General features: G+C 64.5%; 21 protein-coding genes. 11 read left to right on the top strand and 10 right to left on the bottom strand.

All coding sequences use genetic code 11. The annotated features are described in order from the left end of the window. Positions 1 to 609 carry a transcriptional repressor LexA gene (gene lexA, locus M2S36_RS18855; RefSeq protein WP_004376420.1) on the bottom strand — a complete coding sequence of 203 codons (609 nt, stop codon included), beginning with the start codon at positions 607 to 609 and terminating at the stop codon, positions 1 to 3. A gap of 215 nt (positions 610 to 824) precedes the next feature. Here lexA and M2S36_RS18850 point away from each other — a divergent pair, with 215 nt between their 5' ends. Genes M2S36_RS18850 through nagZ form a run of 3 tightly spaced genes read left to right on the top strand, consistent with a single transcriptional unit; the run spans position 825 to position 3124 of the window. Continuing rightward, positions 825 to 1538, top strand: a complete 714-nt coding sequence (locus M2S36_RS18850) for a TetR/AcrR family transcriptional regulator (protein WP_207831696.1) — start codon at positions 825 to 827, stop codon at positions 1536 to 1538. A 40-nt stretch (positions 1539 to 1578) separates the two neighbouring features. After that, positions 1579 to 2103, top strand: coding sequence for a L,D-transpeptidase (locus tag M2S36_RS18845; RefSeq protein ID WP_207831694.1), 525 nt, complete (start codon positions 1579 to 1581; stop codon positions 2101 to 2103). Positions 2104 to 2125: 22 nt separating this feature from the next. Continuing rightward, on the top strand, positions 2126 to 3124 hold the full coding sequence (nagZ, locus tag M2S36_RS18840; protein ID WP_207831813.1) for a beta-N-acetylhexosaminidase: 999 nt from the start codon (positions 2126 to 2128) through the stop codon (positions 3122 to 3124). A gap of 195 nt (positions 3125 to 3319) precedes the next feature. Here nagZ and M2S36_RS18835 read toward each other — a convergent pair whose 3' ends face one another. Genes M2S36_RS18835 through mfd form a run of 3 tightly spaced genes read right to left on the bottom strand, consistent with a single transcriptional unit; the run spans position 3320 to position 10664 of the window. Further along, a complete protein-coding gene (locus M2S36_RS18835; protein WP_233694885.1) occupies positions 3320 to 6628 on the bottom strand; it encodes a DEAD/DEAH box helicase in 3309 nt (1102 codons plus the stop codon). Positions 6629 to 6632: 4 nt separating this feature from the next. After that, positions 6633 to 7205: a CsiV family protein gene (locus tag M2S36_RS18830; RefSeq protein WP_207831690.1), complete on the bottom strand. Its 573-nt coding sequence runs from the start codon at positions 7203 to 7205 to the stop codon at positions 6633 to 6635. Between the two features lie 9 nt (positions 7206 to 7214). After that, on the bottom strand, positions 7215 to 10664 hold the full coding sequence (gene mfd, locus M2S36_RS18825) for a transcription-repair coupling factor (RefSeq protein WP_207831688.1): 3450 nt from the start codon (positions 10662 to 10664) through the stop codon (positions 7215 to 7217). A 167-nt stretch (positions 10665 to 10831) separates the two neighbouring features. On the opposite strand from mfd, the gene M2S36_RS18820 reads away from it, so the two are divergent. From M2S36_RS18820 to sthA, 3 genes are all read left to right on the top strand, one after another. After that, a complete protein-coding gene (locus M2S36_RS18820; protein ID WP_207831686.1) occupies positions 10832 to 12295 on the top strand; it encodes a glyceraldehyde-3-phosphate dehydrogenase in 1464 nt (487 codons plus the stop codon). Between the two features lie 195 nt (positions 12296 to 12490). Next, complete coding sequence (locus M2S36_RS18815; protein ID WP_333957621.1) at positions 12491 to 13489, top strand: FAD:protein FMN transferase; 999 nt, start codon at positions 12491 to 12493, stop codon at positions 13487 to 13489. Between the two features lie 202 nt (positions 13490 to 13691). Beyond that, complete coding sequence (gene sthA / locus M2S36_RS18810) at positions 13692 to 15086, top strand: Si-specific NAD(P)(+) transhydrogenase (RefSeq protein WP_063913906.1); 1395 nt, start codon at positions 13692 to 13694, stop codon at positions 15084 to 15086. 48 nt (positions 15087 to 15134) lie between these two features. On the opposite strand, the gene M2S36_RS18805 is transcribed toward sthA, so the two are convergent. Continuing rightward, positions 15135 to 15851, bottom strand: a complete 717-nt coding sequence (locus M2S36_RS18805; RefSeq protein WP_063913907.1) for a glycerophosphodiester phosphodiesterase — start codon at positions 15849 to 15851, stop codon at positions 15135 to 15137. A 31-nt stretch (positions 15852 to 15882) separates the two neighbouring features. Beyond that, a complete protein-coding gene (locus M2S36_RS18800) occupies positions 15883 to 16467 on the bottom strand; it encodes a PilZ domain-containing protein (protein ID WP_333957619.1) in 585 nt (194 codons plus the stop codon). Between the two features lie 93 nt (positions 16468 to 16560). Between M2S36_RS18800 and M2S36_RS18795 the strand changes: the two genes are divergently transcribed. The 3 genes from M2S36_RS18795 (at position 16561) to M2S36_RS18785 (ending at position 19805) form a co-directional block, all read left to right on the top strand. Next, positions 16561 to 17811 carry a lipoprotein-releasing ABC transporter permease subunit gene (locus tag M2S36_RS18795; RefSeq protein ID WP_015269543.1) on the top strand — a complete coding sequence of 417 codons (1251 nt, stop codon included), beginning with the start codon at positions 16561 to 16563 and terminating at the stop codon, positions 17809 to 17811. Positions 17812 to 17818: 7 nt separating this feature from the next. Beyond that, entirely contained in the window at positions 17819 to 18502 is a 684-nt protein-coding gene (gene lolD / locus M2S36_RS18790) for a lipoprotein-releasing ABC transporter ATP-binding protein LolD (protein WP_169774647.1), read from the top strand. A 61-nt stretch (positions 18503 to 18563) separates the two neighbouring features. Then, complete coding sequence (locus M2S36_RS18785) at positions 18564 to 19805, top strand: lipoprotein-releasing ABC transporter permease subunit (RefSeq protein WP_207831681.1); 1242 nt, start codon at positions 18564 to 18566, stop codon at positions 19803 to 19805. A 134-nt stretch (positions 19806 to 19939) separates the two neighbouring features. Here the strand turns inward: M2S36_RS18785 and M2S36_RS18780 are convergent, their stop codons facing one another. Both M2S36_RS18780 and cinR read right to left on the bottom strand, forming a co-directional pair. Continuing rightward, positions 19940 to 21292 (bottom strand): heavy metal sensor histidine kinase, encoded by a 1353-nt coding sequence (locus M2S36_RS18780; RefSeq protein ID WP_207831679.1) that lies wholly within the window; start codon positions 21290 to 21292, stop codon positions 19940 to 19942. Beyond that, the gene (gene cinR, locus M2S36_RS18775; protein WP_015269546.1) at positions 21289 to 21969 is read right to left on the bottom strand and encodes a two-component system response regulator CinR; all 681 of its coding nucleotides are present in this window, start codon (positions 21967 to 21969) and stop codon (positions 21289 to 21291) included. Before cinR ends, M2S36_RS18780 begins: the two co-directional genes overlap by 4 nt. A gap of 264 nt (positions 21970 to 22233) precedes the next feature. Between cinR and queF the strand changes: the two genes are divergently transcribed. Then, the gene (gene queF, locus M2S36_RS18770) at positions 22234 to 23064 is read left to right on the top strand and encodes an NADPH-dependent 7-cyano-7-deazaguanine reductase QueF (RefSeq protein ID WP_333957616.1); all 831 of its coding nucleotides are present in this window, start codon (positions 22234 to 22236) and stop codon (positions 23062 to 23064) included. Between the two features lie 143 nt (positions 23065 to 23207). Here the strand turns inward: queF and M2S36_RS18765 are convergent, their stop codons facing one another. Together M2S36_RS18765 and M2S36_RS18760 are read right to left on the bottom strand one after the other, a co-directional pair. Then, a complete protein-coding gene (locus tag M2S36_RS18765; RefSeq protein WP_207831674.1) occupies positions 23208 to 23471 on the bottom strand; it encodes a DUF4404 family protein in 264 nt (87 codons plus the stop codon). Between the two features lie 122 nt (positions 23472 to 23593). Beyond that, positions 23594 to 24160 carry a phosphonoacetaldehyde phosphonohydrolase-related protein gene (locus M2S36_RS18760; protein ID WP_207831672.1) on the bottom strand — a complete coding sequence of 189 codons (567 nt, stop codon included), beginning with the start codon at positions 24158 to 24160 and terminating at the stop codon, positions 23594 to 23596. A gap of 201 nt (positions 24161 to 24361) precedes the next feature. Here M2S36_RS18760 and M2S36_RS18755 point away from each other — a divergent pair, with 201 nt between their 5' ends. Further along, positions 24362 to 25069 carry an MlaA family lipoprotein gene (locus M2S36_RS18755; protein ID WP_137163349.1) on the top strand — a complete coding sequence of 236 codons (708 nt, stop codon included), beginning with the start codon at positions 24362 to 24364 and terminating at the stop codon, positions 25067 to 25069. Positions 25070 to 25104: the final 35 nt, after the last annotated feature.

Genomic DNA, 25104 nt, shown 5'->3' with positions numbered 1-25104 from the left:
TCAGCGGCGAATGACGCCGACGCTCAAGCCCTCGATCACCAGTTCCTGTTCTTTCAGGTCAACTTCGATAGGGGCGAATTCGGGGTTCTCGGCAAGCAGCCAGACTTTGCTGCCTTCGCGTTTGAAGCGCTTGACGGTGACTTCATCGCCGATACGGGCCACGACGATCTGGCCGTTGCGGGCTTCGCGACAGGTATGTACTGCCAGCAGGTCGCCATCGAAGATGCCGACGTCCTTCATGCTCATGCCGTGTACGCGCAGCAGGTAGTCGGCCTGGGGGTGGAAGAAGTCGGGGTTGATGTTGCAGGATTGCTCGATGTGCTGTTCGGCAAGGATCGGTGCACCGGCGGCAACCCGGCCGATGATGGGCAGGCCGCTTTCTTCGGCCTTGGCTTCCAGGCCGGGGATGCGAATGCCACGGGAGGCGCCCGGGGTCATCTCGATCGCCCCCTTGCGGGCGAGGGCCTTGAGGTGTTCCTCGGCGGCGTTGGGCGACTTGAAGCCCAGCTCCTGAGCGATCTCGGCGCGCGTCGGCGGGAAGCCGTTGTCTTCCAGGCAGCGCTTGATGAACGCGAGAATTTCGGCTTGGCGTGGCGTCAGTTTCAACATGATGAGCGCTCTGTCTTTTTGTACAGTGACTGGAATTATATACAGTACTGGATGCGCTGCAAGCCAAAACCTGCAATAAACAGCAGGAATGGCGCTTGCAGCAGCCCGCCTGGCGCTTTTAAATGGCGACCGACCGGTCACCGAGCCTTGACAGAAGCAGGGCTGAAACGTATGTTTCAAACACCTGTTTGTCTGGCGGAGTAGTCGGAGTAGTCATGGCCCAATCGGAAACCGTTGAACGCATTCTCGATGCTGCCGAGCAGCTGTTCGCGGAAAGGGGGTTCGCAGAAACCTCGTTGCGGCTGATTACCAGCAAGGCCGGGGTCAACCTGGCGGCGGTCAACTATCACTTCGGCTCCAAGAAGGCCCTGATCCAGGCGGTGTTCTCGCGCTTCCTCGGGCCGTTCTGCGCCAGCCTCGAACGTGAGCTGGAGCGGCGCCAGGCCAAGCCGGAGCAAAAGCCCAGCCTCGAAGAGCTGCTGGAAATGCTGGTAGAGCAGGCGTTGGCTGTGCAGCCGCGCAGCAACAACGACCTGTCGATCTTCATGCGCCTGCTGGGCCTGGCCTTCAGCCAGAGCCAGGGCCACCTGCGGCGTTACCTGGAAGACATGTATGGCAAGGTGTTCCGCCGCTACATGCTGCTGGTCAACGAGGCCGCGCCGCGCATCCCGCCGCTGGAACTGTTCTGGCGCGTGCACTTCATGCTCGGTGCTGCCGCCTTCAGCATGTCTGGCATCAAGGCCCTGCGGGCAATTGCCGAGACCGATTTCGGCATCAACACCTCGATCGAGCAGGTGATGCGCCTGATGGTGCCGTTCCTGGCTGCAGGCATGCGAGCCGATAGCGGTGTTACCGACGACGCCATGGCCACCGCGCAGCTGCGCCCGCGCATCAAGACCAGCGCAAGCGCCACCACCGCCAAGGCCTGAAGGCTGGGCGGGGCGGGGCGCTTCGGCTAAGCTAGCGCTCATGCCTGACCTCGACTTCCTGCACATTTCCCTCGCCGACCAGCGCCTTTATGGCTTTGCCCATGGCCAGCTGCGCGTGCGCCTGCCGGTTTCCACGGCGCGCAACGGTGCCGGCGAGCGCAACGGCTCGGGTTGCACGCCGTGTGGCTTGCACCAGGTGCGGGCGAAGGTCGGTGCGGGCCTGCCGCTGAATGCGGTATTGGCCGGGCGGCGCTGGACCGGCGAGGTGTGGTCGCCAGCCTTGCATGCGCAATATCCCGGCCGGGACTGGATCCTTACCCGCATCCTCTGGCTCAGTGGCTGTGAGCCGGGTATCAACCGCCTGGGCGCTGTTGACACCTTTCGCCGTTATATCTACTTGCACGGCACTCCGGATACGGAACCCATGGGCGTAGCGCTGTCCCATGGTTGCATACGCCTGCGCAACACCGATTTGCTAAGCCTGTTCGAGCAGGTGCCGGCACATTGCCCGGTACGCATCGAGCAGGCCGCCTGCCCCCAGTGGGCTTCTCTCAGTCTTCAATGAAGGATTACCCATGACTGTCAGCCTGCAAGGCTCCCTGATGGTGGATATCGCCGGTAAATGGCTGACCGCCGAAGACCGTCACCTGCTGCGCCAGCCTGAAGTGGCCGGCCTGATCATCTTTGCCCGCAACATCGACAGCCCGCGCCAGGTGCGTGAGCTGTGCGCATCGATCCGCGCCATCCGCCCCGACCTGATCCTGGCGGTGGACCAGGAGGGCGGCCGCGTGCAGCGCTTGCGCCAGGGCTTTGTGCGCCTGCCGGCCATGCGTGCGCTGGCCGACAATGACAACGCCGAGTACCTGGCCGAGCAGTGTGGTTGGTTGATGGCGACCGAGGTGCTGGCAGTTGGCCTGGACCTCAGCTTTGCCCCGGTACTCGACCTGGACCACCAGCGCAGCGCCGTGGTTGGCAGCCGTGCCTTCGAGGGTGACCCGTTGCGCGCCACGCAACTGGCTGGCGCGTTCATCCGTGGCATGAATGCGGCGGGCATGGCGGCCTGTGGCAAGCACTTCCCGGGGCATGGCTGGGCCGAAGCGGACTCGCATGTGGCCATCCCCACCGATGAGCGCAGCCTCGAGCAGCTGCGCCAGGCCGACCTGGTGCCGTTCAGCCGCCTGAGCGGGCAGCTGGCGGCGGTGATGCCGGCGCATGTCATCTACCCGCAGGTCGATAACCAGCCGGCTGGCTTCTCGCGGCGCTGGTTGCAGGACATCCTGCGTGGCGAGCTGGGTTTCGACGGGGTTATTTTCAGTGACGATTTGTCGATGGCCGGCGCGCATGTGGTCGGGGACGCGGCCAGCCGCATCGAGGCGGCGTTGAGCGCCGGTTGTGACATGGGCCTGGTGTGCAATGACCGGGCGGCGGCGGAGCTGGCGTTGAGTGCGGCGCAGCGGATGAAGGTCAAGCCGTCGCCACGGATTGCCCGGATGCGCGGGCAAGGGTTTGCGCGGACGGATTATCGCCAGCAGCCACGGTGGCTGGAGGCGTTGGGGGCGTTGCGGGAGGCGCAGTTGGTCGATTGACCGCGCCGGCCTCTTCGCGGGCGCGCCCGCTCCCACAGGTGCGGCGCTGGTTTGATATTGGTGTTGTACCTGTGCTGGCCTCTTCGCGGGTGAACCCGCTCCCACAGGTACGGCACCGCCCTTGAGGGCACTGATATCCCTGTGGGAGCGGGCACGCCCGCGAAGAGGCCGGTACCGGCAGCAGACGATTCTGGCCTACCGCCCGCGCTTCCCGGGCAGCGGCGCAAACAGCGCTTCGATCTCTTCATCCCCCAGCCGCCATTGCCCGGCCTGCCCGCCATCGAGCAGGCTCGCTGCCAGCGCTGCCTTCTCCTGCTGCAACAGCTGGATCTTTTCTTCCACCGTGCCCCGGGTGATCAGCTTGAACACGAACACCGGCTTGTCCTGGCCTATGCGGTAGGCGCGGTCGGTAGCCTGGTTCTCGCTGGCCGGGTTCCACCAAGGGTCGAAGTGGATCACCGTGTCTGCGGCCGTCAGGTTCAAGCCCACGCCGCCCGCCTTGAGGCTGATCAGGAACACTTCGCTATCCCCCTGCTGGAACTGTTGCACCGGTGTACGCCGGTCGCGGGTGTCGCCGGTCAGCAGGCTGTAGCGGATCTTGCGTTTCTCCAGCTCTTGCTCGATCAACGCCAGCATCGAGGTGAACTGCGAGAACAAAAGCACCCGGCGCCCTTCGCTGAGCAGCTCTTCGAGCATTTCCAGCAGCGCGCCCAGTTTGCCCTTGTCGGCCTGGTTGCCTTTGCTTTCCACTCCCTTGACCAGGCGCAAGTCGCAGCAGACCTGGCGCAGCTTGAGCAGGGCGTCGAGGATGATGATCTGGCTGCGCGCGGCGCCATTGCGGGCGATTTCATCGCGGACTTTCTTGTCCATGGCCACCCGCACGGCCTCGTAGGTGTCACGCTGGGCATCGCTGAGCTCGACCCAGTGCACCATCTCGGTCTTGGCCGGCAGCTCGGTGGCCACCTGTTCCTTGGTGCGGCGCAGCAGGAACGGGCGGATGCGGCTGGCCAGGTGGGCCATGCGCTCGCTGTCGCCGTGGCGCTCGATCGGTGTGCGGTAGTCCTGGTTGAAGCGCTTCAGGTCACCCAGCCAGCCAGGCATGAGGAAGTGGAAAATCGACCACAGCTCGCCCAGGTTGTTTTCCATTGGCGTGCCGGTCAGGCAGACGCGCTGATTGGCCTGCAGCTCGCAGACGGCGAGGGCGGCCTTGCTGGTGCTGCTCTTGATGTTCTGCGCCTCGTCCAGCACCAGCACATGCCAGGCCTGGGCGCGCAGGTGCTCGAGGTCGCGCGGCACCAGGGCGTAGGTGGTCAGGACCAGGTCGTATTCGTGCAGCTTGGTGAAATGCTTGCTGCGCCCCGGGCCTTGCAGGGCCAGCACGCGCAGCTCGGGGGCGAAGCGCTGGGCTTCGTCCAGCCAGTTGGGCACCAGGCTGGTCGGCATTACCGCCAGGGCCGGTGCGTTCAGGCGCCCGGCCTGTTTCTCCAGTAGCAGGTGTGCCAAGGCCTGCAGGGTCTTGCCCAGGCCCATGTCGTCGCCAAGGATGCCGCCAGTACCCATCTCGCGCAGCGCCTGCAGCCAGTTCAGGCCTTGTTGCTGGTACGGGCGCAGGCTGGCCTGTAGCCCCGTCGGCGGTTCTACCTGCAGGTCTCGGGCATCGCGCAGGCGGCGGCCCAGGTCGCGCACATGCTCGCCACCCTCCCAGTGCAGGGGCAGGCCTTCGATGTCGTTCAGGCGTGCGGCATCGGCACGGTCCAGGCGCAGGGACGGGCCTGCGGCGTCTTCGTGCAGGTACAGCTCGCCCAGGGTGCCCATCACTGCCTTGATACGGCCATAGGGCAAGGCAACGCGCAGGGCCGGGGCATCGAGGCGGCCGCGGTTGAGGTCGATCAGCAGGTGCTCGTCGTCACTGCGCCGGGCCAGTTCGCTGGGGCGCAGCAGTTCCGGGTTGCTGCGCAGCAGTTGCAGCACGATCGGCAGCAGGCTGTGACGCTGGCCATCGACCACGATGCCCAGCTCCAGGTCGAACCATTCATGGCCGGGCGCTTCGTCGATGGTCGCGTACCAGTCGTCCACCTCCTGCAGGTTGAAGGCGAAGTCGCGGTGGATATCGATGTCCCAACCGGCTTCGCGCAGGTGCGGCAGGCCTTCGCGGGCAAAGCGCAGCCAGGCTTCGTCATCGGGCAGCTGGAGCATCTCGCCGGCGCTGTCAGGCAGGGCCTTGCTCTGACGGGTCGCGGCCTTGAATCCGAGGTCGCGTAGCACCTTGCGCAGCGCCTGCTCAGCCTGGGGCTGGCGGCGGATGCGCTGGCTGGTGTCGCCGACCAGGCGGGTCAGCGGTTTGTCGTCGCTGCCGCTGGCGCGCAGCCCGTCGTAGTCGAATGCCAGCGCTGCACGGTGTTGCATCTGCCGTTGCATCCGCCCGGTCTTGGGCATGTAGGCGCTGAATTCGAGGCTGCCGAGGGTCAGGTGCGGCCTGGGTGGTAGATCGTCGATGAGTTGTTCGTTCAGCGTTGTCGGCGTCGGGAGTTGGTGGTTCAAGGCGTTGAGCTTGTGGCTGAGGGGGACTACGAGGTGTTCCGGGACATCGGGGGCGATTGTCAGTTGCAGGGCAATGTGTGAATCGAGTGAGTGTTCGATCTTGCCCACTTCACTGGTGGCGAAATTGAAATAATAAAGGGGCAGTAGCGGAATCACGCAGTTCAGGGGCGTTTCGCCGTGATACCAGATGCCGCGATAGTGGCCGTTGTCCAGGCGTACCCAGCGGAATTCCGCCGCAAGCGTCGCACCCTCGCGCAGCATTGGCTTGTATTCGTCGTAAAGCATGCGGCCGGTATCCAGGGCGCGCTGGAACAATTCGCCGCCTTCACGGCCCTTGAGCTGGTAACCACGGTCCTGGCTGCCGACCTGATTCAGGGCCGAAAGCAGGCGCAGGATGCGGATATCCTCTTCCCTGACGAAGCGAGGGGGCTCGTACAGAAATTCATACAGTGACTGCACGCGGCTGTAGCGTATGCCGTTTTCTTCGCGGATGCCTTTGCGCACTCGCAAGGCGCAGCCAGGCTCGTCGGTCAGCCTGAGCTGATAGCAGACCATGCGGCCGCGTTTGTCTTGCGCTTCGGCGGGTTGCTGAGCTGGCTGTTCCAGGCCCTTGAGCCAGCGTTGGAGGTTGGCCGGCAGTGTCTCACCGCCATTGTCCCACGCGGCCTGCGGCTCGCTCAAAACGAACAAGGCAGCGGCGCAATGCTTGCAATTGTGTCCTACGGGGCAGCTGCACTGGCCGCGTACGTGGCAGCGGCCAGCCATGGCGCTGAGCGTGATCTTCTGGCGATACGGGCTGCCTTCGCTTCCGCAGCAGGTGGCTTCGATGAGCGGGCCACTGCATTTTTCGATTTTTACCCGGTCTTCCCGGGCGTAACGCTCACCGCGCTGCAGAACCGGGTCGGTGAACGACTGGGTCCAGTTCGGGTACTCGCGCAGCAACTGGAGAGCGTCACGACTCATTGCATCACTGCTCCATCATCTCCGGGTCCATCACCGGCATTTTCGGCGTACCCGGTGGCGTCACCTTCAGCAGCACCGCCAGGTGCCCGCCGTCGAGGAAGGTCAGCTGGCCGCCCTTGACGTTGCTGTTGCTCTGCTTGAACTGTTCGCTTTGCAGCACGCTGCCGTTGCCGTCCAGCTGGTTGACCCAGAAGTTGGCCTCGACCGCGATGAAGCGGCCCTCGGCGATGCTCAGATTACCTTCGATAGGGAAGTGGCCGAACTGCTCGGCGCCTTCGCCCAGGGCGATGCGGCTGGGCTCGCTGCCCACGTGCTGCTGCCAGGCCTTGTGCAGCAGCACGGTGTAGTCGGCGGTGGCTTCCAGGCGGGTGGCTTCGTCTTCCAGCGCCAGGCGGCGCTCGGCGTCCTTCTCCAGGCGTGGAGCGCCGGCGCTCCAGTCTTCGGGGGCGAACGGGCTGGTAAAGGCGGGCACGCTGTTCTGCCGCACCAGGATCATTTCTACCTGATACAGGCCTTCGGCGAAGGCGGCCGGGGCGAACAACGCCAGCAGCAGGGTCAGGCAACGGATGGCACGCATGGGTCTTCCTTAAGCAGGCTGTGGGGTCAGGCGCTCGAACAGCGCCTCCAGGGTATTGAAGCGTTCGTCGGGGCGTTCCATCGGCACCAGGAAGCGGAACTGGGTGGCGCCTTCGAACTTGTAGCGTTTGGGCTGGCCCTGGATCAGCTTGATCAGGGTCAGCGGGTCGACCGGGGTCTCGGCCTCGAACTCGAGCTTGCCGCCGTTGGGGCCGGCGTCGACTTTCTTGATGCCGAGCTTTTCCGCGTGCAGCTTGAGCGAGGTCAGACGCATCAGGTTCTTGGTCGGCTCGGGCAGCAGGCCGAAGCGGTCGATCATTTCCACTTGCAGGTCCTTGAGGCCTTCTTCGTCGGCGGCCGAGGCAATGCGCTTGTACAGGATCAGCCGCGCATGCACGTCGGGCAGGTAGTCCTCGGGGATCAGTGCCGGCAGGCGCAGGTTGATTTCCGGGCCGCCGCCCAGCGGCTGCTCAAGGTTTGGCTGGGTGCCCTTGCGGATCGCCTTGACCGCGCGTTCGAGCATTTCCATGTACAGGGTAAAGCCCACCGCCTGGATCTGCCCGCTCTGGCCTTCGCCCAGCAGCTCGCCGGCGCCGCGAATTTCCAGGTCGTTGGTGGCCAGCACGAAGCCGGCGCCCAGGTCCTGGGTGTTGGCAATCGCCTCCAGGCGTTTTTCGGCGTCGGCACTGACCTTCTGCCGGGTTGGCGTCAGCAGGTAGGCGTAGGCCTGGTGGTGGCTGCGGCCCACCCGGCCGCGCAGCTGGTGTAGCTGGGCCAGGCCGAACTTGTCGGCGCGCTCGATGACGATGGTGTTGGCGCTGGGCACGTCGATGCCGGTTTCGATGATGGTCGAGGCCACCAGCACGTTGAAGCGCTTGTGGTAGAAGTCGCTCATCACCTGTTCCAGCTCGCGCTCGCGCATTTGCCCGTGGCCGATGCCGATGCGCGCCTCGGGCACCAGTTCGGCAAGGTCGGCGGCGCATTTCTCGATGGTTTTCACATCGTTGTGCAGGTAGTACACCTGGCCACCGCGCAGCAGCTCACGCAGCAGCGCCTCCTTGACCGTGCTCTTGTTCTGTTCCATGACGAAGGTGCGTACCGACAGGCGGCGCGCCGGCGGCGTGGCGATGATCGACAGGTCGCGCATGCCCGCCACCGCCATGTTCAGCGTGCGCGGGATCGGCGTGGCGGTGAGGGTGAGGATGTCCACCTCGCTGCGCAGGGCCTTGAGCTGTTCCTTCTGGCGCACGCCAAAGCGGTGTTCTTCGTCGATGATGGCCAGGCCCAGGTCCTTGAAGCGCACATCGTCCTGCAGCAGCTTGTGGGTGCCGATGAGGATGTCGATCTTGCCTTCGGCCAGGTCGGCGGCGGCGTTGGCCACTTCCTTGGCCGACTTGAAGCGGCTCATCACTTCCACGGTCACAGGCCAGTCGGCGAAGCGGTCGCGGAAGCTGTTGTAGTGCTGTTGGGCGAGCAGGGTGGTGGGTACCAGCACGGCCACCTGGCGGCCGCTGTGCACGGCGATGAACGCCGCGCGCATGGCCACTTCGGTCTTGCCGAAGCCGACGTCGCCGCACACCAGGCGGTCCATCGGCTTGGGCGCCAGCATGTCGGCGCGCACGGCTTCGATGGCAGCTTGCTGGTCCGGGGTTTCCTCGAACGGGAAGCCGGCGCTGAAGGTGGCGTAGTCGGCGGACGGGTCGGCAAACGCATAGCCCTTGCGCGCGGCGCGGCGGGCATAGATGTCGAGCAGTTCGGCAGCCACGTCGCGCACCTGTTCAGCGGCCTTGCGCTTGGCCTTCTGCCAGGCCTCCGAGCCCAGCCGGTGCAGCGGTGCCAGGGCATCGTCGCTGCCGGTGTAGCGGGCGATCAGGTGCAGGTTGGCCACCGGCACGTACAGCTTGGCGCCCTCGGCGTATTCCAGGGTGAGGAATTCGGCGGCCTGGCCGTCGATTTCCAGGGTGGCCAGGCCCAGGTAGCGGCCCACGCCATGGTCGATGTGCACCACCGGTGCGCCTTCGCGCAGCTCGGTAAGGTTCTTGATCACCGCGTCGTTGGCAGTTTCGCCGCGCTTGTCGCGGCGGCGGCGCTGCATCACCCGCTGGCCGAACAGCGGGCTTTCGGCGACCAGGGCCAGGCCTGGGTCGTCCAGCAGCAGGCCGTCGTCCAGCGGGGCGATGGTGATCGCCAGGCGCTCGCTGCCGGTGATGAAGTCGGCCCAGCCGTCGACGCTGTGTGGGCGCAGTTTCAGCCGTTCGAGCAGCTCCAGCAGCACTTCGCGGCGGCCCGCCGATTCGGCGGTGAACAGCACGCGGCCGGGGAACTGGTCGAGGAAATTGGCCAGTTCGGCCAAGGGCTGGTTGGCCTTGGCCTCGATTGCCAGGTTGGGCAGCGCGCGGGCCGGGAAGCGCTCGCGGCCCGCGCCCGGGTCGAGGTCTTCAGTGCTGACCACTACCCGTGGCCATTGCTTGAGCCGGGCGAAACAGTCTTCCACCGGCAGGAACAGCTCGGCCGGCGGCAGCAGCGGCCGGCTCAGGTCGCCACGGCGGTCTTCATAACGCCCGCGCACGTCGTTCCAGAAGTGTTCGGCGGCCTGTTCCACGCCAGGCAGCGAAAACACCTGGGTGTCGGCCGGCAGGTAGTCGAACAGGGTCGAGGTTTCTTCGAAGAACAGCGGCAGGTAGTACTCGATGCCAGCGGGGATGATGCCGCTGGCCAGGTCCTGGAAGATCGCGCTGCGGCGGAAGTCGACGTCGAAGCGTTCACGGAAGCGCGCCTTGAAGCGGGTCACTTCTTCTTTCTGCATCGGGAACTCGCGCGCCGGCAGCAGGCGTACCGAATCCACCTTGTCGATCGAGCGCTGGGTCTCGGGGTCGAAGGTGCGCAGCGTCTCGATTTCGTCATCGAACAGGTCGATGCGGTAGGGCAGCTTGCTGCCCATCGGGAACAGGTCGATCAATGCGCCACGTACGGCGAACTCGCCATGCTCGTAGACCGTGTCGACGCAGCGGTAGCCGCTGGCCTCCAGGCGCAGGCGCATCTGTTCCACGTCGATGGTCTGGCCCACGTCCAGCACCAGGCTGCTGCCCAGCAGGAAACGGGTCGGCGCCAGGCGGTGAAGGGCGGTGGTGACCGGCACCACGAGGATGCCGTGGCTCAGCTCCGGCAGGCGGTAGAGGCTGGCGATGCGCTGGGAAATGATGTCCTGGTGCGGCGAGAACAGGTCGTAGGGCAGGGTTTCCCAATCGGGGAACGGCAGCACCGGCAGGTCCGGGGCAAAGAAGCGAAGTTCCTGTTCCAGACGATCGGCAGCCTGGCTGTCGGCAGTCAGCAGCAGAGTGAAGCGGCCCGCGCTGCTGGCGGCCTCGGCGATGGCCAGGCTGAGGGCGGCACCGGGTAGATTGCCCCAGGTTTGTTTGCCGGCCGTGGCCGACATTTGCGGTAGGCGCAGAACTGACACGGGAGATCGCACTCCAAGCGTTGCGGCAAAGAGATCGATTGTACCGGTGACGATGCCGGCTGTCAGGCTCGAAAGGGCATGAACGCTGGCTTGCGTGGTCGCGACAGGCGCTCATTGCCCGCAACGCGTTGGGGCGTCATAATGTAGCCCCTTTTTTCTGTCCCTACATGTGGAAGGTTCCCGTGACTCAGAAGCCCGACCAGTGTCTTGGTGAGTGGATCGATCGTGAAGCCCTGGCTGAAGCGATGATCCCGCTTATCGGTCAGCTCTACCGCAACAACAATGTGGTGAGCTCGATTTATGGCCGTAGCCTGATCAACCGTTCGGTTATCTCGATCCTCAAGGCGCACCGCTTTGCGCGTCATCGTCAAGCCGACGAAACCGAACTGTCCGTCCACGAGACATTCCCCCTGCTCAAGGCCATGAGCGAGCTGAAACTGGGCGCCGCTTCGGTCGACCTGGGCAAGCTGGCCAACAAGTTCAAGCAGGAAGGCAATGGCCGTACTGCCGAGCAGTTCGTCCGTGAAGAGCTGGCCGAGGTGGTTGGCCAGCAGAACGCTTCGGCGCGCAAAGGCACCGACGTTGTCCTGTACGGCTTCGGCCGCATCGGCCGCCTGCTGGCGCGTATCCTGATCGAGAAGACCGGTGGTGGCGACGGCCTGCGCCTGCGCGCCATCGTCGTGCGCAAAGGCGCCGAGAACGACCTGGTCAAGCGTGCCAGCCTGCTGCGCCGTGACTCGGTGCACGGCCCGTTCGATGGCACCATCACCATCGACGAAGCCAACAACACCATCACCGCCAACGGCAACCTGATCCAGGTTATCTACGCCAAGAGCCCGAGCGAAGTCGACTACACCCAGTACGGCATCGAAAACGCGCTGATCGTCGACAACACCGGCGTATGGCGTGATGCCGACGGCCTGGGCCAGCACCTGGCCTGCCCGGGCGCTGCTCGCGTGATCCTTACCGCACCTGGCAAGGGCGCGCTGAAGAACATCGTGCACGGCATCAACCACGGTGACATCGCTGCCGATGACAAGATCATCTCGGCCGCTTCCTGCACCACCAACGCCATCGTGCCGGTGCTCAAGGCCATCAACGACCAGTACGGCATCGTCAACGGCCACGTCGAAACCGTTCACTCGTTCACCAACGACCAGAACCTGATCGACAACTTCCACAAGGGCAGCCGCCGTGGCCGTGCCGCGCCGCTGAACATGGTCATCACCGAAACCGGCGCCGCCACTGCTGCCGCCAAGGCACTGCCAGTGCTGAAGGGCAAGCTGACCGGCAACGCCATTCGCGTACCGACGCCGAACGTTTCGATGGCCATCCTCAACCTGAACCTCGAGAAGGCCACCAGCCGCGACGAGATCAACGAGTACCTGCGCCAGACCGCCATGCACTCGGAACTGCACAAGCAGATCGATTACGTCAGCTCGCAGGAAGTGGTTTCGACCGACTTCGTAGGTTCCCGCCACGCCGGTGTGGTTGACGCCGAAGCGACCATCTGCAACGACAACCGCGTTGTTCTGTACGTGTGGTACGACAACGAATTCGGTTACAGCTGCCAGGTGGTTCGTGTGATGGAAGAGATGGCCGGTGTGAACCCGCCAGCGTTTCCGCGCTGATCCGCTTGTAAGGCAATGAAAAAACGGGAACCTTCGGGTTCCCGTTTTTTTATCCAGAATTTGTGTTGCCTGTGCCGGCCTCTTCGCGGGTGAACCCGCTCCCACAGGGGCGCGTCGTCCGTGAGGGCAGTGGTATACCTGTGGGAGCGGGTTTACCCGCGAAGAGGGCGTCACAGGCAACCGAGAGCCCGAACCTTGCGCACAGCCTTGCTGTTCATCCTCATGCTGCTCACCGCCTGCGACCAGGGCCCCACCCTGGAGCGCCTGGGCGGCCCGACCATGGGCAGCAGCTACAGCATCCAGTACGTGCGCGAGCCCGGTGGCCCGGCGCCGGCCCAGGTGCAGGCTGCGGTCGAAACCATCCTGCATGACATCGACCAGCACTACTCGACCTACCGCGGCGACTCCACCGTCAGCAGTTTCAACCAGTTGCCCGCCAACCAGTGCCTGGCCCTGCCGCCCGACATGCTCGAACTGGTCAGCCTTGGTCAGCAGTTGGCCGAGCAGAGTGATGGCGTCTTCGACCTCACCGTCGAGCCCTTGCTCGACCTGTGGGGTTTCGGCCCCCAGGCCCGCCACGAGCAGGTACCTGACCCGTTGGCCCTGGCCCAGGTGCGTCAACGCGTGGGTTACCGACACTTGCACATCGACGGCCAGGCCCTGTGCAAGGACGCCCCGGTACAACTCGACTTCAACAGCCTCGCCGCCGGCCACGCCGTCGACCTGGTTGCCGCGCGCCTGCAGGCCATGGGCGTGTCCAGCTTTGTCGCTGAAGCCACCGGCGAGCTCAAGGCCGTCGGCCGCAAGCCCGATGGCAGCCCTTGGCGCATCGCCCTGGAGCTGCCCCGCGAAGACCGCCAGATCGCTCGCCATATCATCCCGGTCAATGGCCTTTCAGTATCAACCTCGGGTGACTATCGGCACTATTTCGAGGAGAATGGCCGGCGCTATTCGCACGCCTTCGATGCCCGCCTCGGGCGCCCGGTAGAGCACGACCTGGCCGCGGTCACCGTGCTCGATGCCTCGGCGCTGCAGGCCGACGGCTATTCGACGCTGCTGTTGATCCTCGGCCCGGAACGTGGCTGGGATTTTGCCGTGGCGCATGGCCTGGCCGCAGTATTGGTGACTCGGGCCGAGGGTGGCTTCGTCTCCCGAGCTACGCCCGCATTCGAACGGGCAGTGAAAGGCGAGTGAAAGCACAAGCAGGGATGATCGCCGCCAGGGAATGGTTCATACATGTAGTGCGGGCAAAATTGGCCTACGACGCGACCAAGGGTTAATGTGCGCGGCGTTCACGCTTGATTAGACTGCACCCGAATTTTCTCATGACGCCCTGGCGGCATGATCGCGCCCCGCGAGCGACCGTGGCTTGCGGGCCAGTTCTGAAGGAGTACGCATGGCTGTCTACAACTACGACGTAGTGGTGTTGGGTTCCGGCCCGGCCGGAGAAGGTGCGGCAATGAACGCCGCCAAAGCAGGGCGCAAGGTGGCGATGGTCGATAGCCGTCGTCAGGTCGGGGGCAACTGCACCCACCTGGGCACCATCCCGTCCAAGGCACTGCGTCACTCGGTGCGGCAGATCATGCAGTTCAACACCAACCCGATGTTCCGTGCCATCGGTGAGCCGCGCTGGTTCTCGTTCCCGGACGTGCTGAAAAGCGCCGAGAAAGTCATCGCCAAGCAGGTAGCATCGCGCACCGGCTACTACGCCCGTAACCGCGTCGACGTATTCGTCGGCACCGGCAGCTTCGCCGACGAGCAAACCGTCGAAGTGGTCTGCCCGAACGGTGTGGTGGAAAAGCTCAACGCCAAGCACATCATCATCGCCACCGGCTCGCGCCCGTATCGCCCGGCCGACATCGACTTCCACCACCCGCGTGTCTACGACAGCGACACCATCCTCAGCCTCAGCCACACCCCGCGCAAGCTGATCGTGTACGGTGCCGGCGTGATCGGTTGCGAATACGCCTCGATCTTCAGCGGCCTGGGTGTATTGGTAGAGCTGGTAGACAACCGTGGCCAGTTGCTGAGCTTCCTCGACTCGGAAATTTCCCAGGCGCTGAGCTACCACTTCAGCAACAACAACATCACCGTGCGCCACAACGAAGAGTATGAGCGCGTCGAAGGCCTGGATAACGGGGTGATCCTGCACCTGAAGTCGGGCAAGAAGATCAAGGCCGATGCCTTGCTGTGGTGCAACGGCCGTACCGGCAACACCGACAAGCTGGGCCTGGAAAACATCGGTATCAAGGTCAACAGCCGTGGCCAGATCGAGGTCGACGAGGCCTACCGCACCAGCGTGCCGAACATCTACGGTGCCGGCGATGTGATCGGCTGGCCGAGCCTGGCCAGTGCCGCCCATGACCAGGGCCGCTCTGCCGCTGGCAGTATCGTGGATAATGGCAGCTGGCGCTTCGTCAACGACGTGCCGACCGGCATCTACACCATTCCGGAGATCAGCTCGATCGGCAAGAACGAGCAGGAACTGACCCAGGCCAAGGTGCCGTACGAAGTGGGCAAAGCCTTCTTCAAGAGCATGGCCCGTGCGCAGATCGCCGGCGAGCCGCAAGGCATGCTGAAGATCCTGTTCCACCGCGAAACGTTGGAAGTACTGGGCGTACACTGCTTCGGCTACCAGGCTTCGGAAATCGTTCACATCGGCCAGGCGGTGATGAACCAGCCGGGCGAGCTGAACAACCTGAAGTACTTCGTCAACACCACATTCAACTACCCGACCATGGCCGAAGCCTATCGGGTAGCTGCCTACGACGGCCTGAACCGGCTTTTTTGAGCGGCTCCGACCGGTGGCCTGAGCCGGTCGGAGAGACCGATTTCAACCCTACCCGAGGGTGGTCTTGGCCAAACCGGGAAAGTCTGTAATCAGGCTGTCCACGCCAAAGTCAGCGAGCCGGCGCATCAGTGCCGGTTCGTTGACCGTCCACACCGACACGTGCAAACCCTGGGCCTGAGCTTTCAGCAGGCGCTCGGGGGTGCACAGTGTCCAGTTCAATGCCAGCAGCTCGCAGCCGTAGTTCTGAGCTACCTTCAACGGGTCGAGCCAGGCGTATTCGGCCACCAGCCCGCGTTTGACATCCGGTACCAGTTCCAGGGCAGCGCCCAGCACTTCGCGTGAGCTGGAGGTGATGGTCACCTTGTCCAGCAGGCCATATTGCTGGGCCAGTTCGCGGATCGCCAGCACGGTGGTTGCGGCACGGGTGCGCGAGGCGCTTTTCACTTCCAGCTGCCAGTGCTCGAACGGGCACTTCTGGAACAGTTCTTCCAGTTTCGGGATCGGGCAGGGCTGTACGTGGCCCGGGCCGCCTTTGCGGGCATCGATCTTGACCAGGTCGGCGGCCGGGTGCTCGACCACCTTGCCGCGTTTGCCGGTGGTGCGCTTGAGGGTGGGGTCGTGGATCACCATCAGCTCGTTGTCGGCCGACAGGTGCAGGTCCAGCTCGCAGCGGGTCACGCCATGGGCGAGGCATTGCTGGAAGCTCTTCAGGGTATTCTCGGGCGCTTCGCCCTTGGCGCCACGATGGCCGTAGATCAGGGTCACGTTCGTTCCTTCAAATCAGAGAAAAATGGGCTCAGGAGGCAGGGGCGTTCTGTTCCAGCTGCTGGCGACGTTGCTGCTGCTGGCGCTGCAGGATGTAGCGGGCCAGCAGTTGCCGTTGGGCGTCGGTCATGTCGGTGAATTCGGTGCCGACTTCGAAGCCGCCCTCCGGGTGCGGGTCGCAGTGGGTGACCTTGCCGCGCAGCAGCAGGCCATGGGCGCGCGGCATCAGCACCATCTTCACCTTCACCCGGGTGCCGGGGGCAACCGCTGTAGCTTGCGCGAATTCGATGCCGCCCTCGGAGATGATCACCGGCTGGGGCTGGCCAACTTCGCCGATCAGGGTCTGGGCAACCACCGCGCTAAGCAGGTCGAGGCGTTTGTTCTGCGCGCGCAGGAAGGCGGCGAGGGTGCGGTCCTTTTCGCTCAGCTGGCGCAGCAGGTGCTGCGACTCGAAGTCGGACAGGTGCAGTTCGCTGAGCAGGTTGAATAGTGGTGAATCATCTTGCAACACATCTGGGTCAAGGGCTTCGGCCGCGCTAAGGGGGCTGATTTGAAGTGCGATCCGATCTTCGATGCGGTAGTATTCGCGGCGATCTTCTTCGTCTAATGTCGTCATGGCGAACCCAAGGTAGCGGCGGTGGTCCGAGTGTAAAGCCGCCGTAGGCGCCTCGCCACAAGGACGTTCCCTTTCATCCGAACAAGCCCCGACATGTTCAGACCTCTTTTCGCATTCATCGGCACGCGTTATACCCGTGCCAAACGTCGCAATCACTTCGTCTCGTTCATTTCCCTGACCTCGATGATCGGCCTCGCCCTGGGCGTGGTGGTGATGATCGTGGTGCTGTCGGTCATGAACGGTTTCGACCACGAGATGCGTACCCGCGTGTTGGGCATGATCCCCCATGCCACGCTGGAGAGCGGCCAGCCCATTGCCGACTGGCCGGCCCTTGCCCAACAAGTAAAGCAGAATCCGCAGGTGGTGGCGGTTGCGCCCTTCACCCAGATGCAGGGCCTGCTGACCCATGAAGGCAAGGTGCAGAAGGTGCTGCTCAACGGCATCGACCCGGCCCGCGAGCGCGAGGTGTCGATCATCGACAAGTTCGTCCTGCAAGGCCGCCTCGACCAGCTGGCGCCGGGCGAGTGGGGCATCATGATCGGCGACAAGGCCGCGGCCAAGCTGGGCGTGGGCATCGGCGACAAGCTCACTTTCGTCGCCCCCGAGGTCAGTGTGACCCCGGCCGGCATGTTCCCGCGCATGAAGCGCTTCACCGTGGTCGGCACCTTCCACGTAGGTGCGGGCGAGATCGACGGCTACCTGGGCCTGACCAACATCAGCGACCTGTCCCGCCTGCACCGCTGGAAGCCCGACCAGGTCCAGGGCCTGCGCCTGAAGTTCGACGACCTGTTCCAGGCGCCGCGGGTGGCCTGGGACATCGCCCAGCGCCTGGGCGACCAGGAGTTCTACAGCCGTGACTGGACCCGTACCCACGGCAACCTGTACCAGGCAATCCGCATGGAGAAGGCCATGATCGGCCTGCTGTTGCTGCTGATCGTGGCGGTGGCGGCGTTCAACATCATTTCCACCCTGGTGATGGTGGTCAACGACAAGCGTGGCGACATCGCCATCCTGCGTACCCTGGGCGCCACGCCCGGGCAGATCATGCTCATCTTCATGGTCCAGGGCACGGTGATCGGGGTGATCGGTACCCTGATCGGCGCCGTGGTCGGGATCGTCGCCGCGCTGAATGTAAGCGCGGTGATCGCCGGCATCGAGAAACTGATCGGGCACAAGTTCCTCAACGCCGACGTGTACTTCATCGATTACCTGCCGTCGCAGATCCAGGCCCAGGACGTTTACATGGTCTGTGGTGCGGCGCTGGTCCTGAGTTTCTTCGCCACCCTGTACCCGGCCTGGCGTGCGGCCCGCACCCAGCCGGCGGAGGCGCTACGTTATGAGTGAGTCGCGCATGAGTGATAAAGCCGTTCTGAGTTGCCGCAACCTGGGCAAGTCCTACGACGAGGGCCCGGAGTCGGTGCAGGTGCTGTCCGGGCTCAACCTCGAACTGCACGCCGGTGAGCGGGTGGCTATCGTGGGTAGCTCCGGCTCGGGCAAGAGTACCTTGCTCAACCTGCTGGGTGGCCTCGACCGGCCGACCCAGGGCAGCGTCTGGCTGGCCGGCGAGGAGCTGTCGGCACTGGGCGAGCGTGCCCGTGGCCTGCTGCGCAACCGCGAGCTGGGCTTTGTCTACCAGTTCCACCACCTGCTGCCGGAATTCACGGCCATCGAGAACGTGTGCATGCCGTTGCTGATCGGTCGCACGCCCATCCCCGAGGCCCGTGAGCGTGCCGAGGCGCTGCTCAAGCGCGTGGGCCTGGCGCACCGCTTCAACCACAAGCCGGCCGAGCTGTCCGGTGGTGAGCGCCAGCGGGTGGCGATTGCCCGGGCACTGGTCAACCGCCCTGGCCTGGTCATGCTCGACGAGCCGACCGGCAACCTCGACCACCACACGGCCCAGGGCATCCAGGAGTTGATGCAGGAACTGTCCAGCGCGTCGCGCACGGCGTTCCTGGTGGTTACCCACGACCTCAACCTGGCGCGCCAGATGGACCGTGTATTGAAGCTCGACGACGGCCACCTGGTGGCGATCTGATCGACTGCACGGGGTGGCCGGTGCCGCCCCGTTTTCCTGTTTTCATTGGGTGTTTTCGTACATGTTCAGACCCTTGCCCATCTTCATCGGCGCGCGCTACACCCGAGCCAAGCGCCGCAACCACTTCATCTCGTTCATCTCGATGACCTCGATGATCGGCCTGTCGCTGGGCGTGCTGGCGATGATCGTGGTGCTGTCGGTGATGAACGGCTTCCAGCGCGAAATGAGCTCGCGCATCCTCGGCCTGGTGCCGCATGCTGCCATCCTCGGCGCGCAGCCGCTGGACGACTGGCACAAGGTGGCCGACGCGGCCATGCGCGACCCGGCGGTGATGGCGGCGGCGCCGATTACCGAAATGGAAGGCATGCTGTCGTACAAGGGCGCGATGCAGCCGATCCAGGTCGGCGGTATCGACCCGGCCGAAGAGGGCAAGGTCTCGATCGTCGGCCAGCACATCGTCCAGGGCCGCTTGCAGGATTTGCAGCCGGGTGAGTTCGGCGTGGTCATCGGTGAGTTGACTGCGCGGCGCTTCCGCCTGAACACCGGCGACAAACTGACCCTGATCGTGCCGGAAATCAGCAAGGAGCCGGGCGGCATCACCCCGCGCATGCAGCGCCTGACCGTAGTCGGCATCTTCAAGGTCGGTGCCGAGCTGGATGGCTCGCAGGCTTACATTCACGTGGCCGATGCTGGCGCCATGCAGCGCTGGGCGCCGGGCCAGGTGCAGGGCGTGCGCCTGAAACTGCACGACCTGTATGCCGCGCCACAGGTGTCCAAGGCCATCGCTGCCGGGCTCGGCGACGCCTACCGCGCCGATGACTGGTCGCATACCCAGGGTAGCCTGTTCAGCGCCATGAAGATGGAAAAGACCATGATCGGCCTGCTGCTGATGATGATCATTGCGGTGGCCGCGTTCAACATCATCGCCACCCTGGTGATGGTGGTGAACGACAAGGGGCCGGACATCGCCATCCTGCGCACCCTGGGCGCCACGCCGGCGCAGATCATGGGTACGTTCATGGTCCAGGGCAGCCTGATCGGCATTGTCGGTACGCTGATCGGTGGCGTGCTGGGGGTGATCGCGGCGTTCAACGTCAGCCAGATCGTCGGTTGGCTGGAGCGGGTGAGCGGGCAGCACATCTTTACTTCGGATGTGTACTTCGTCAGCAGCTTGCCGTCGCAGTTGCAGTGGGGCGATGTGGCGATCATCTGCACGGCCGGGTTGGTGATGAGCTTCCTGGCGACCATTTACCCGGCTTATCGGGCATCGCAGGTGCAGCCGGCGATTGGCCTGGCGGTTTAATGTCTACTTCAGCTTATCGAGCGGCTCTGTGGGAGCGGGTTTACCCGTGAAGATTCCAGCACGGTGCATGGCACCGGCTGCGCCGGTGTTCGCGGGTAAACCCGCTCCCACAGGGTGGCGTGCCAGCCCTGATGTCACCGATCTTCAGTGAAGTCGATCACGAATCGCGTCCATCCGTCCGCACACTCCGCCCTGATGTGTCCGCCATGGGCCTGCACGATCGACCGGGTAATCGCCAACCCCAACCCGGCATGCTCGCTACTGCCTTCCCGCCGTGCCGGGTCCACCCGGTAGAAGCGGTCGAACAACCGCGGTAACGCAGCCGGTTCGATAGCCGCTCCGGTATTGGCCACGCTAATCCTCAGCCCTGGCCCCAAGGTCACTCGTATCTGCCCTCCCGCCGGGGTAAAGCGCAAGGCGTTGTCCAGCAAGTTGGACAGCGCCCGGCGCAGCATATGCCGGTCGCCCTGCAGCAGCGCCTGACCCTCGCGCAGCATCTGCACACCGCTGTCCTCTGCCAGCGGCGCGTAGTACTCCATCAACGCATCCACCTCGTCATGCAGCACCAGCGGTGTTTGCCCCGGCACCAGCAGGCCGTGGTCGGCCTTGGCCAGGAACAGCATGTCGTTGATCATCTGCGCCATCCATTGCAACTCCTCGAGGTTGCCGTGCAGGGCCTCGCGGTACTCTTCGAGGCTGCGCGGGCGGGTGAGGGTGACCTGGGTGTGGGTCAGCAGGTTGGACAGCGGCGTGCGCAGTTCGTGGGCGATGTCGGCGGAGAATGCCGAGAGGCGCTGGAAGGCATCGTCCAGGCGCTGCAGCATCGCGTTCATGCTGCCGGCCAGCTCGGCCAGCTCTTCGGGCATCTGTGCCACCGGCAGGCGGGTGGTGAGCGAGCGCGCCGATACGCTGGCGGCCACCTGGCCCATCTGCCGCAACGGGCGCAGCCCGCGGCGTGCAGCCCAGGCACCGAGCAGCGCGGTGGCCAGCGCCGACAGCCCTACCGTCAGCCAGATCAACCGTTGCATGCCCTGCAGGAAATGCTGGTGGTGGGTGATGTCGAGGTACAGGGTCAGCTGTGGCGACTGCGGGGCGCCTTGCGCCAGGTGCACGGCCAGGCTGCGGTAGTCGGTGCCTTGCGCGTGCAGGGTTGCCAGTCCGTCGGGCAGCGGTGCCAGGGGCAGGCCTGTGCGGCTTTCGAACCAGGTGGCGCCGTCGCTGCCGTTGATGCGCAGGGCCAGGTCGGCCTGGTGGCCCAGTTCATCGCGCAGTTCAGGCAGGCGCGCCTGCAGTTCGGCCGGGGTGGTGATACCGGCCAGCTGGGTGCGGAACAGCGACAGGCGCGAGTCCAGCAGTTGCTGGTCCAGTTCGACGAAGTGCTGCTCGCTGGCCCGGCTGAATATCAGGCCGGCGCCGAGCGAGACAGCGGCGGTGCAGGCGGCGAACAGCAGGGCCAGGCGGTTGCCGAGGGAGACCCGGCGCATCACTCCGCGCGCTCTTCGAGTACGTAGCCCATGCCGCGTACGGTGTGGATCAGCTTGTTGGGGTGCGGGTCGTCGATCTTCAGACGCAGGCGGCGGATTGCCACTTCGATCACATTGGTGTCGCTGTCGAAATTCATGTCCCACACCTGCGAGGCGATCAGCGATTTGGGCAGTACCTCGCCCTGGCGGCGCAGCAGCAGTTCAAGCAGGGCGAACTCCTTGGCGGTCAGGTCGATGCGCTGGCCGGCGCGCTCGGCGCGGCGGCGGATCAGGTCCAGGCGCAGGTCGGCCAGGCCCAGGGTGGTGTCCTGGCTGGGGCTGGTGCCCCGGCGCAGCAGGCTGCGCACCCGGGCCAGCAGTTCGGAGAAGGCGAACGGCTTGACCAGGTAATCATCGGCGCCCAGCTCCAGGCCGTGTACCCGGTCTTCCACGGCATCGCGGGCGGTGAGGAACAGCACCGGGGTGTCCAGGCCGGCCTGGCGCACGGCCTGGAGGATCTGCCAGCCGTCACGGCCGGGCAGCATCACATCGAGAATCAGCAGGTCGTGGTCGCCGGTCAGGGCGAGGAACTGGCCGGTCTCGCCATCTGTGGCCAGTTCGGTGGCGAAGCCGGCCTCGTTCAGGCCCTGGCTCAGGTACTGGCCGGTACGGGCCTGGTCTTCGACGATCAGCAGTTTCATTGGGTGAATTGACTCCAGCAAGCGGCGCAAAGCCCTGTGGGAGCGGGTTTACCCGCGAAGAATTCAACACGGTGCATGGCACCGGCTTTGCCGGTGTTCGCGGGTGAACCCGCTCCCACAGGGACCGGGTGATGCTGAGATGATACGTGACGATGCACCTGCTCGCCCCAAACTGACGAAGTTGTAATCCCGCTGACTTGCGCTGCAAGGCAGGGGGCAAAACCGGTAGACTAGGGGCAATTTCGAACCTTCAGGTCAGTTTCCATGCATCCCGCTGCCGAACATTCCCCGCTGGGCAAGTCCAGCGAATACATTGCCACTTACTCCCCGGAGCTGCTGTTCCCGATTCCGCGTGCCGCCAAGTGGGCCGAGCTGGGCGTTACCGCCCAGACCTTGCCCTGGCAGGGTGTGGATTACTGGAACTGCTTCGAGCTGAGCTGGTTGTTGCCATCGGGCAAGCCGGTGGTGGCGATCGGCGAGTTCGCCATCCCCGCCGATTCGCCGAACATCATCGAGTCCAAGTCGTTCAAGCTGTACCTGAACTCGCTGAACCAGACGGTGTTCGCCTCGCCTGGCGAGCTGCAGGCGTGCCTGGAAAAAGACCTGTCCGCCGCCGCCGGCAAGCCGGTTGGCGTGAAGGTGCGCACCCTGGGTGAGGTCGAGGCCCAAGGCGTGGTGGCCTTGCCAGGGCAGTGCATCGATGTGCTGGACGTTGCCATCAGCAACTACGAACAGCCGCAGCCAGAGCTGCTGCACTGCAACCCGCAGCGGCAGGTGGAAGAAACCCTGCACAGCCACCTGCTGAAGTCCAACTGCCCGGTCACCGGCCAGCCGGACTGGGGTAGCGTGGTGGTCGAGTACAAGGGCAGGGCGCTGGACCATGCCAGCCTGCTGACCTACCTGATCAGCTTCCGCCAGCATGCCGACTTCCATGAGCAGTGTGTGGAGCGGATCTACCTGGACCTGAAGAACCTGCTGCAGCCGGAGCATTTGACGGTGTATGCGCGCTATGTGCGCCGGGGTGGGCTGGATATCAACCCGTATCGCAGCACTGGGGCGATCAGCCCGGAGAACCAGCGCCTGGTTCGCCAGTAAGGTTCAAGTACGCTGGGGGCGCTTCGCGCCCCTATCGCGACACAAGGCCGCTCCCACAGGTACAGCGCAAGATCCGAGGCTTGCGCTGTACCTGTGGGAGCGGCCTTGTGTCGCGATAGGGCCGCAAAGCGGCCCCGGTACTTCTAGATCCCCATGCTGTGCAGCGAGTTGGCAATGCTGCGCAGGGTGGCGGTGAGGTCGGGGTGGTCGGCCTCGAAGCGTTCGATCGCCAGGTTCACGCCGTCCACCAGATTATGGTCTGGCGTGGCTTCCTCAAGCTTCAGTTGCGCCTCGATCTGGCGCGCTTCTTCGTGCAGCGCGGCCATCTCCTCGTCCGAAAGCGGCACGTTGCGTTCCAGTTGCTCGCGCAAGCTGTTCAGGCGCTCTTGCAATTCGCGGGCAGGCATTGGCAGTTCTCCATCAATGGCTTGGCAAGCCATGGACCTCAGCGAAGCGGCAAAGGTTCTGGCCTGTCTTCAGCGTAATCCACCTGCCGTTGCTTTGCATGATCCGTGTCAAAGGTGCTGTATCAGGGTTTTTCACCCTTGCGCCGGCGCTGGGCGATGTCCTGCAGACAGGTGTCCAGCGCTTCGAGGTGGTCGATCACCGAGTGCACGCCCAGGCTGAACAGTTCCAGCGTCGCCTTGCCACGGGCCAGGTCCTGTTCCTGCGGGGTCATGGCTTGCCACTGCCGCGAGCTGCGGTCGCAGAACGGGCTGCAGGCGGCCAGCCCTACCGTCCACAACCCCGCATTGAGGCCAGATTGCAGCAGGCGTGGGTCGCCGCTGACCAGCACACAGCCGTCCAGGCGTTCGCTGTCCAGCGTCATCAGGGCCTGCCAGCAGGCGTGCGGCGCCGGCCAGCGCACGCCGTTCACCGAATGCCCCGGCAGCCAGGCAGGCAAAACGTGGGCCAGGCGCCTGCTTTGGCTGGCGTCGAGGTCATCCAGCCAGATGCACGGCACCTGGCGCTGGCGCAGGCTGGCAAGGGTGGCCAGGGCGCCGGGTGCGGGGGAGGGGGCGCCACCATTGGCGGCTTGCACAAGGCAGCCGCGCAAGCCGAACAGCACAGCGGTGAAGGCGGGTGCAGCGTCCATGGCAACTTCCCTCAAATAGTCCGCAGGCTATTCGGCGATTGTTACCACCCTGTGACAGCGGGCGCCGCGCAACAGTTGTTCACAAAATATTGAGCAGAGATGTGTAAAGCTGTTTATCAGCCCGCAAGCCTCTATACTGCCGCCGTACAGCAGCGCGACCCGTTTGCGCTTGCGGCCGAGAAATTCGATGGAGAAACACCTATGCGTAGGATCGGTGCCAGTGTGATCGAACGAGTCACCCAGGCCTGTGTCTGCGCCAGCATGCTGCTGGCGCCCGTGGCAGCCACCCAGGCCGCCACCGAGGAAGATCCCTGGGAAGCGGTCAACCGCCCGATCTTCCGGTTCAACGATACCCTCGACACCTATGCCCTCAAGCCATTGGCCAAGGGCTACCAGGCGGTCACCCCGCAGTTCCTCGAAGATGGCATCCACAACATCTTCCGCAACCTGGGTGACGTGACCAACCTGGCCAACGACCTGCTGCAGTTCAAGCCCCATGCGGCGGGCGTGGACACGGCGCGGCTGATCGTCAACACCACCTTCGGCCTGGGCGGCTTCTTCGACGTGGGCACCAAGATGGGCCTGCAGCGCAACGACGAGGACTTCGGCCAGACCCTCGGCTACTGGGGCGTGCCGAGCGGCCCGTACGTGGTCATCCCGCTGCTGGGGCCGAGCACCGTGCGTGACGGCGTGGCCAAGTACCCGGACACCTACACCGAACCCTACCGCTACATCGACCATGTGCCGACGCGCAACTCGATCTTCGCCCTGGACATCATCGACACCCGCGCCGACCTGCTGTCGGCCGAGAAGCTGATCCAGGGTGACAAGTACATCTTCATTCGCAATGCCTACCTGCAGAACCGCGAGTTCAAGGTCAAGGATGGCGAAGTCGAAGACGACTTCTGATCCTGCGCGGTCCGTGTGGGAGCGGGCTTGCCCGC

The sequence above is a fragment of the Pseudomonas sp. SF2 genome (genome assembly GCF_036858055.1).
In the GTDB taxonomy this organism is placed as follows: domain Bacteria; phylum Pseudomonadota; class Gammaproteobacteria; order Pseudomonadales; family Pseudomonadaceae; genus Aquipseudomonas.
The sequence above is the reverse complement of the archived record's forward strand: the minus strand, read 5'-3'. Positions and strand labels throughout refer to the sequence as shown.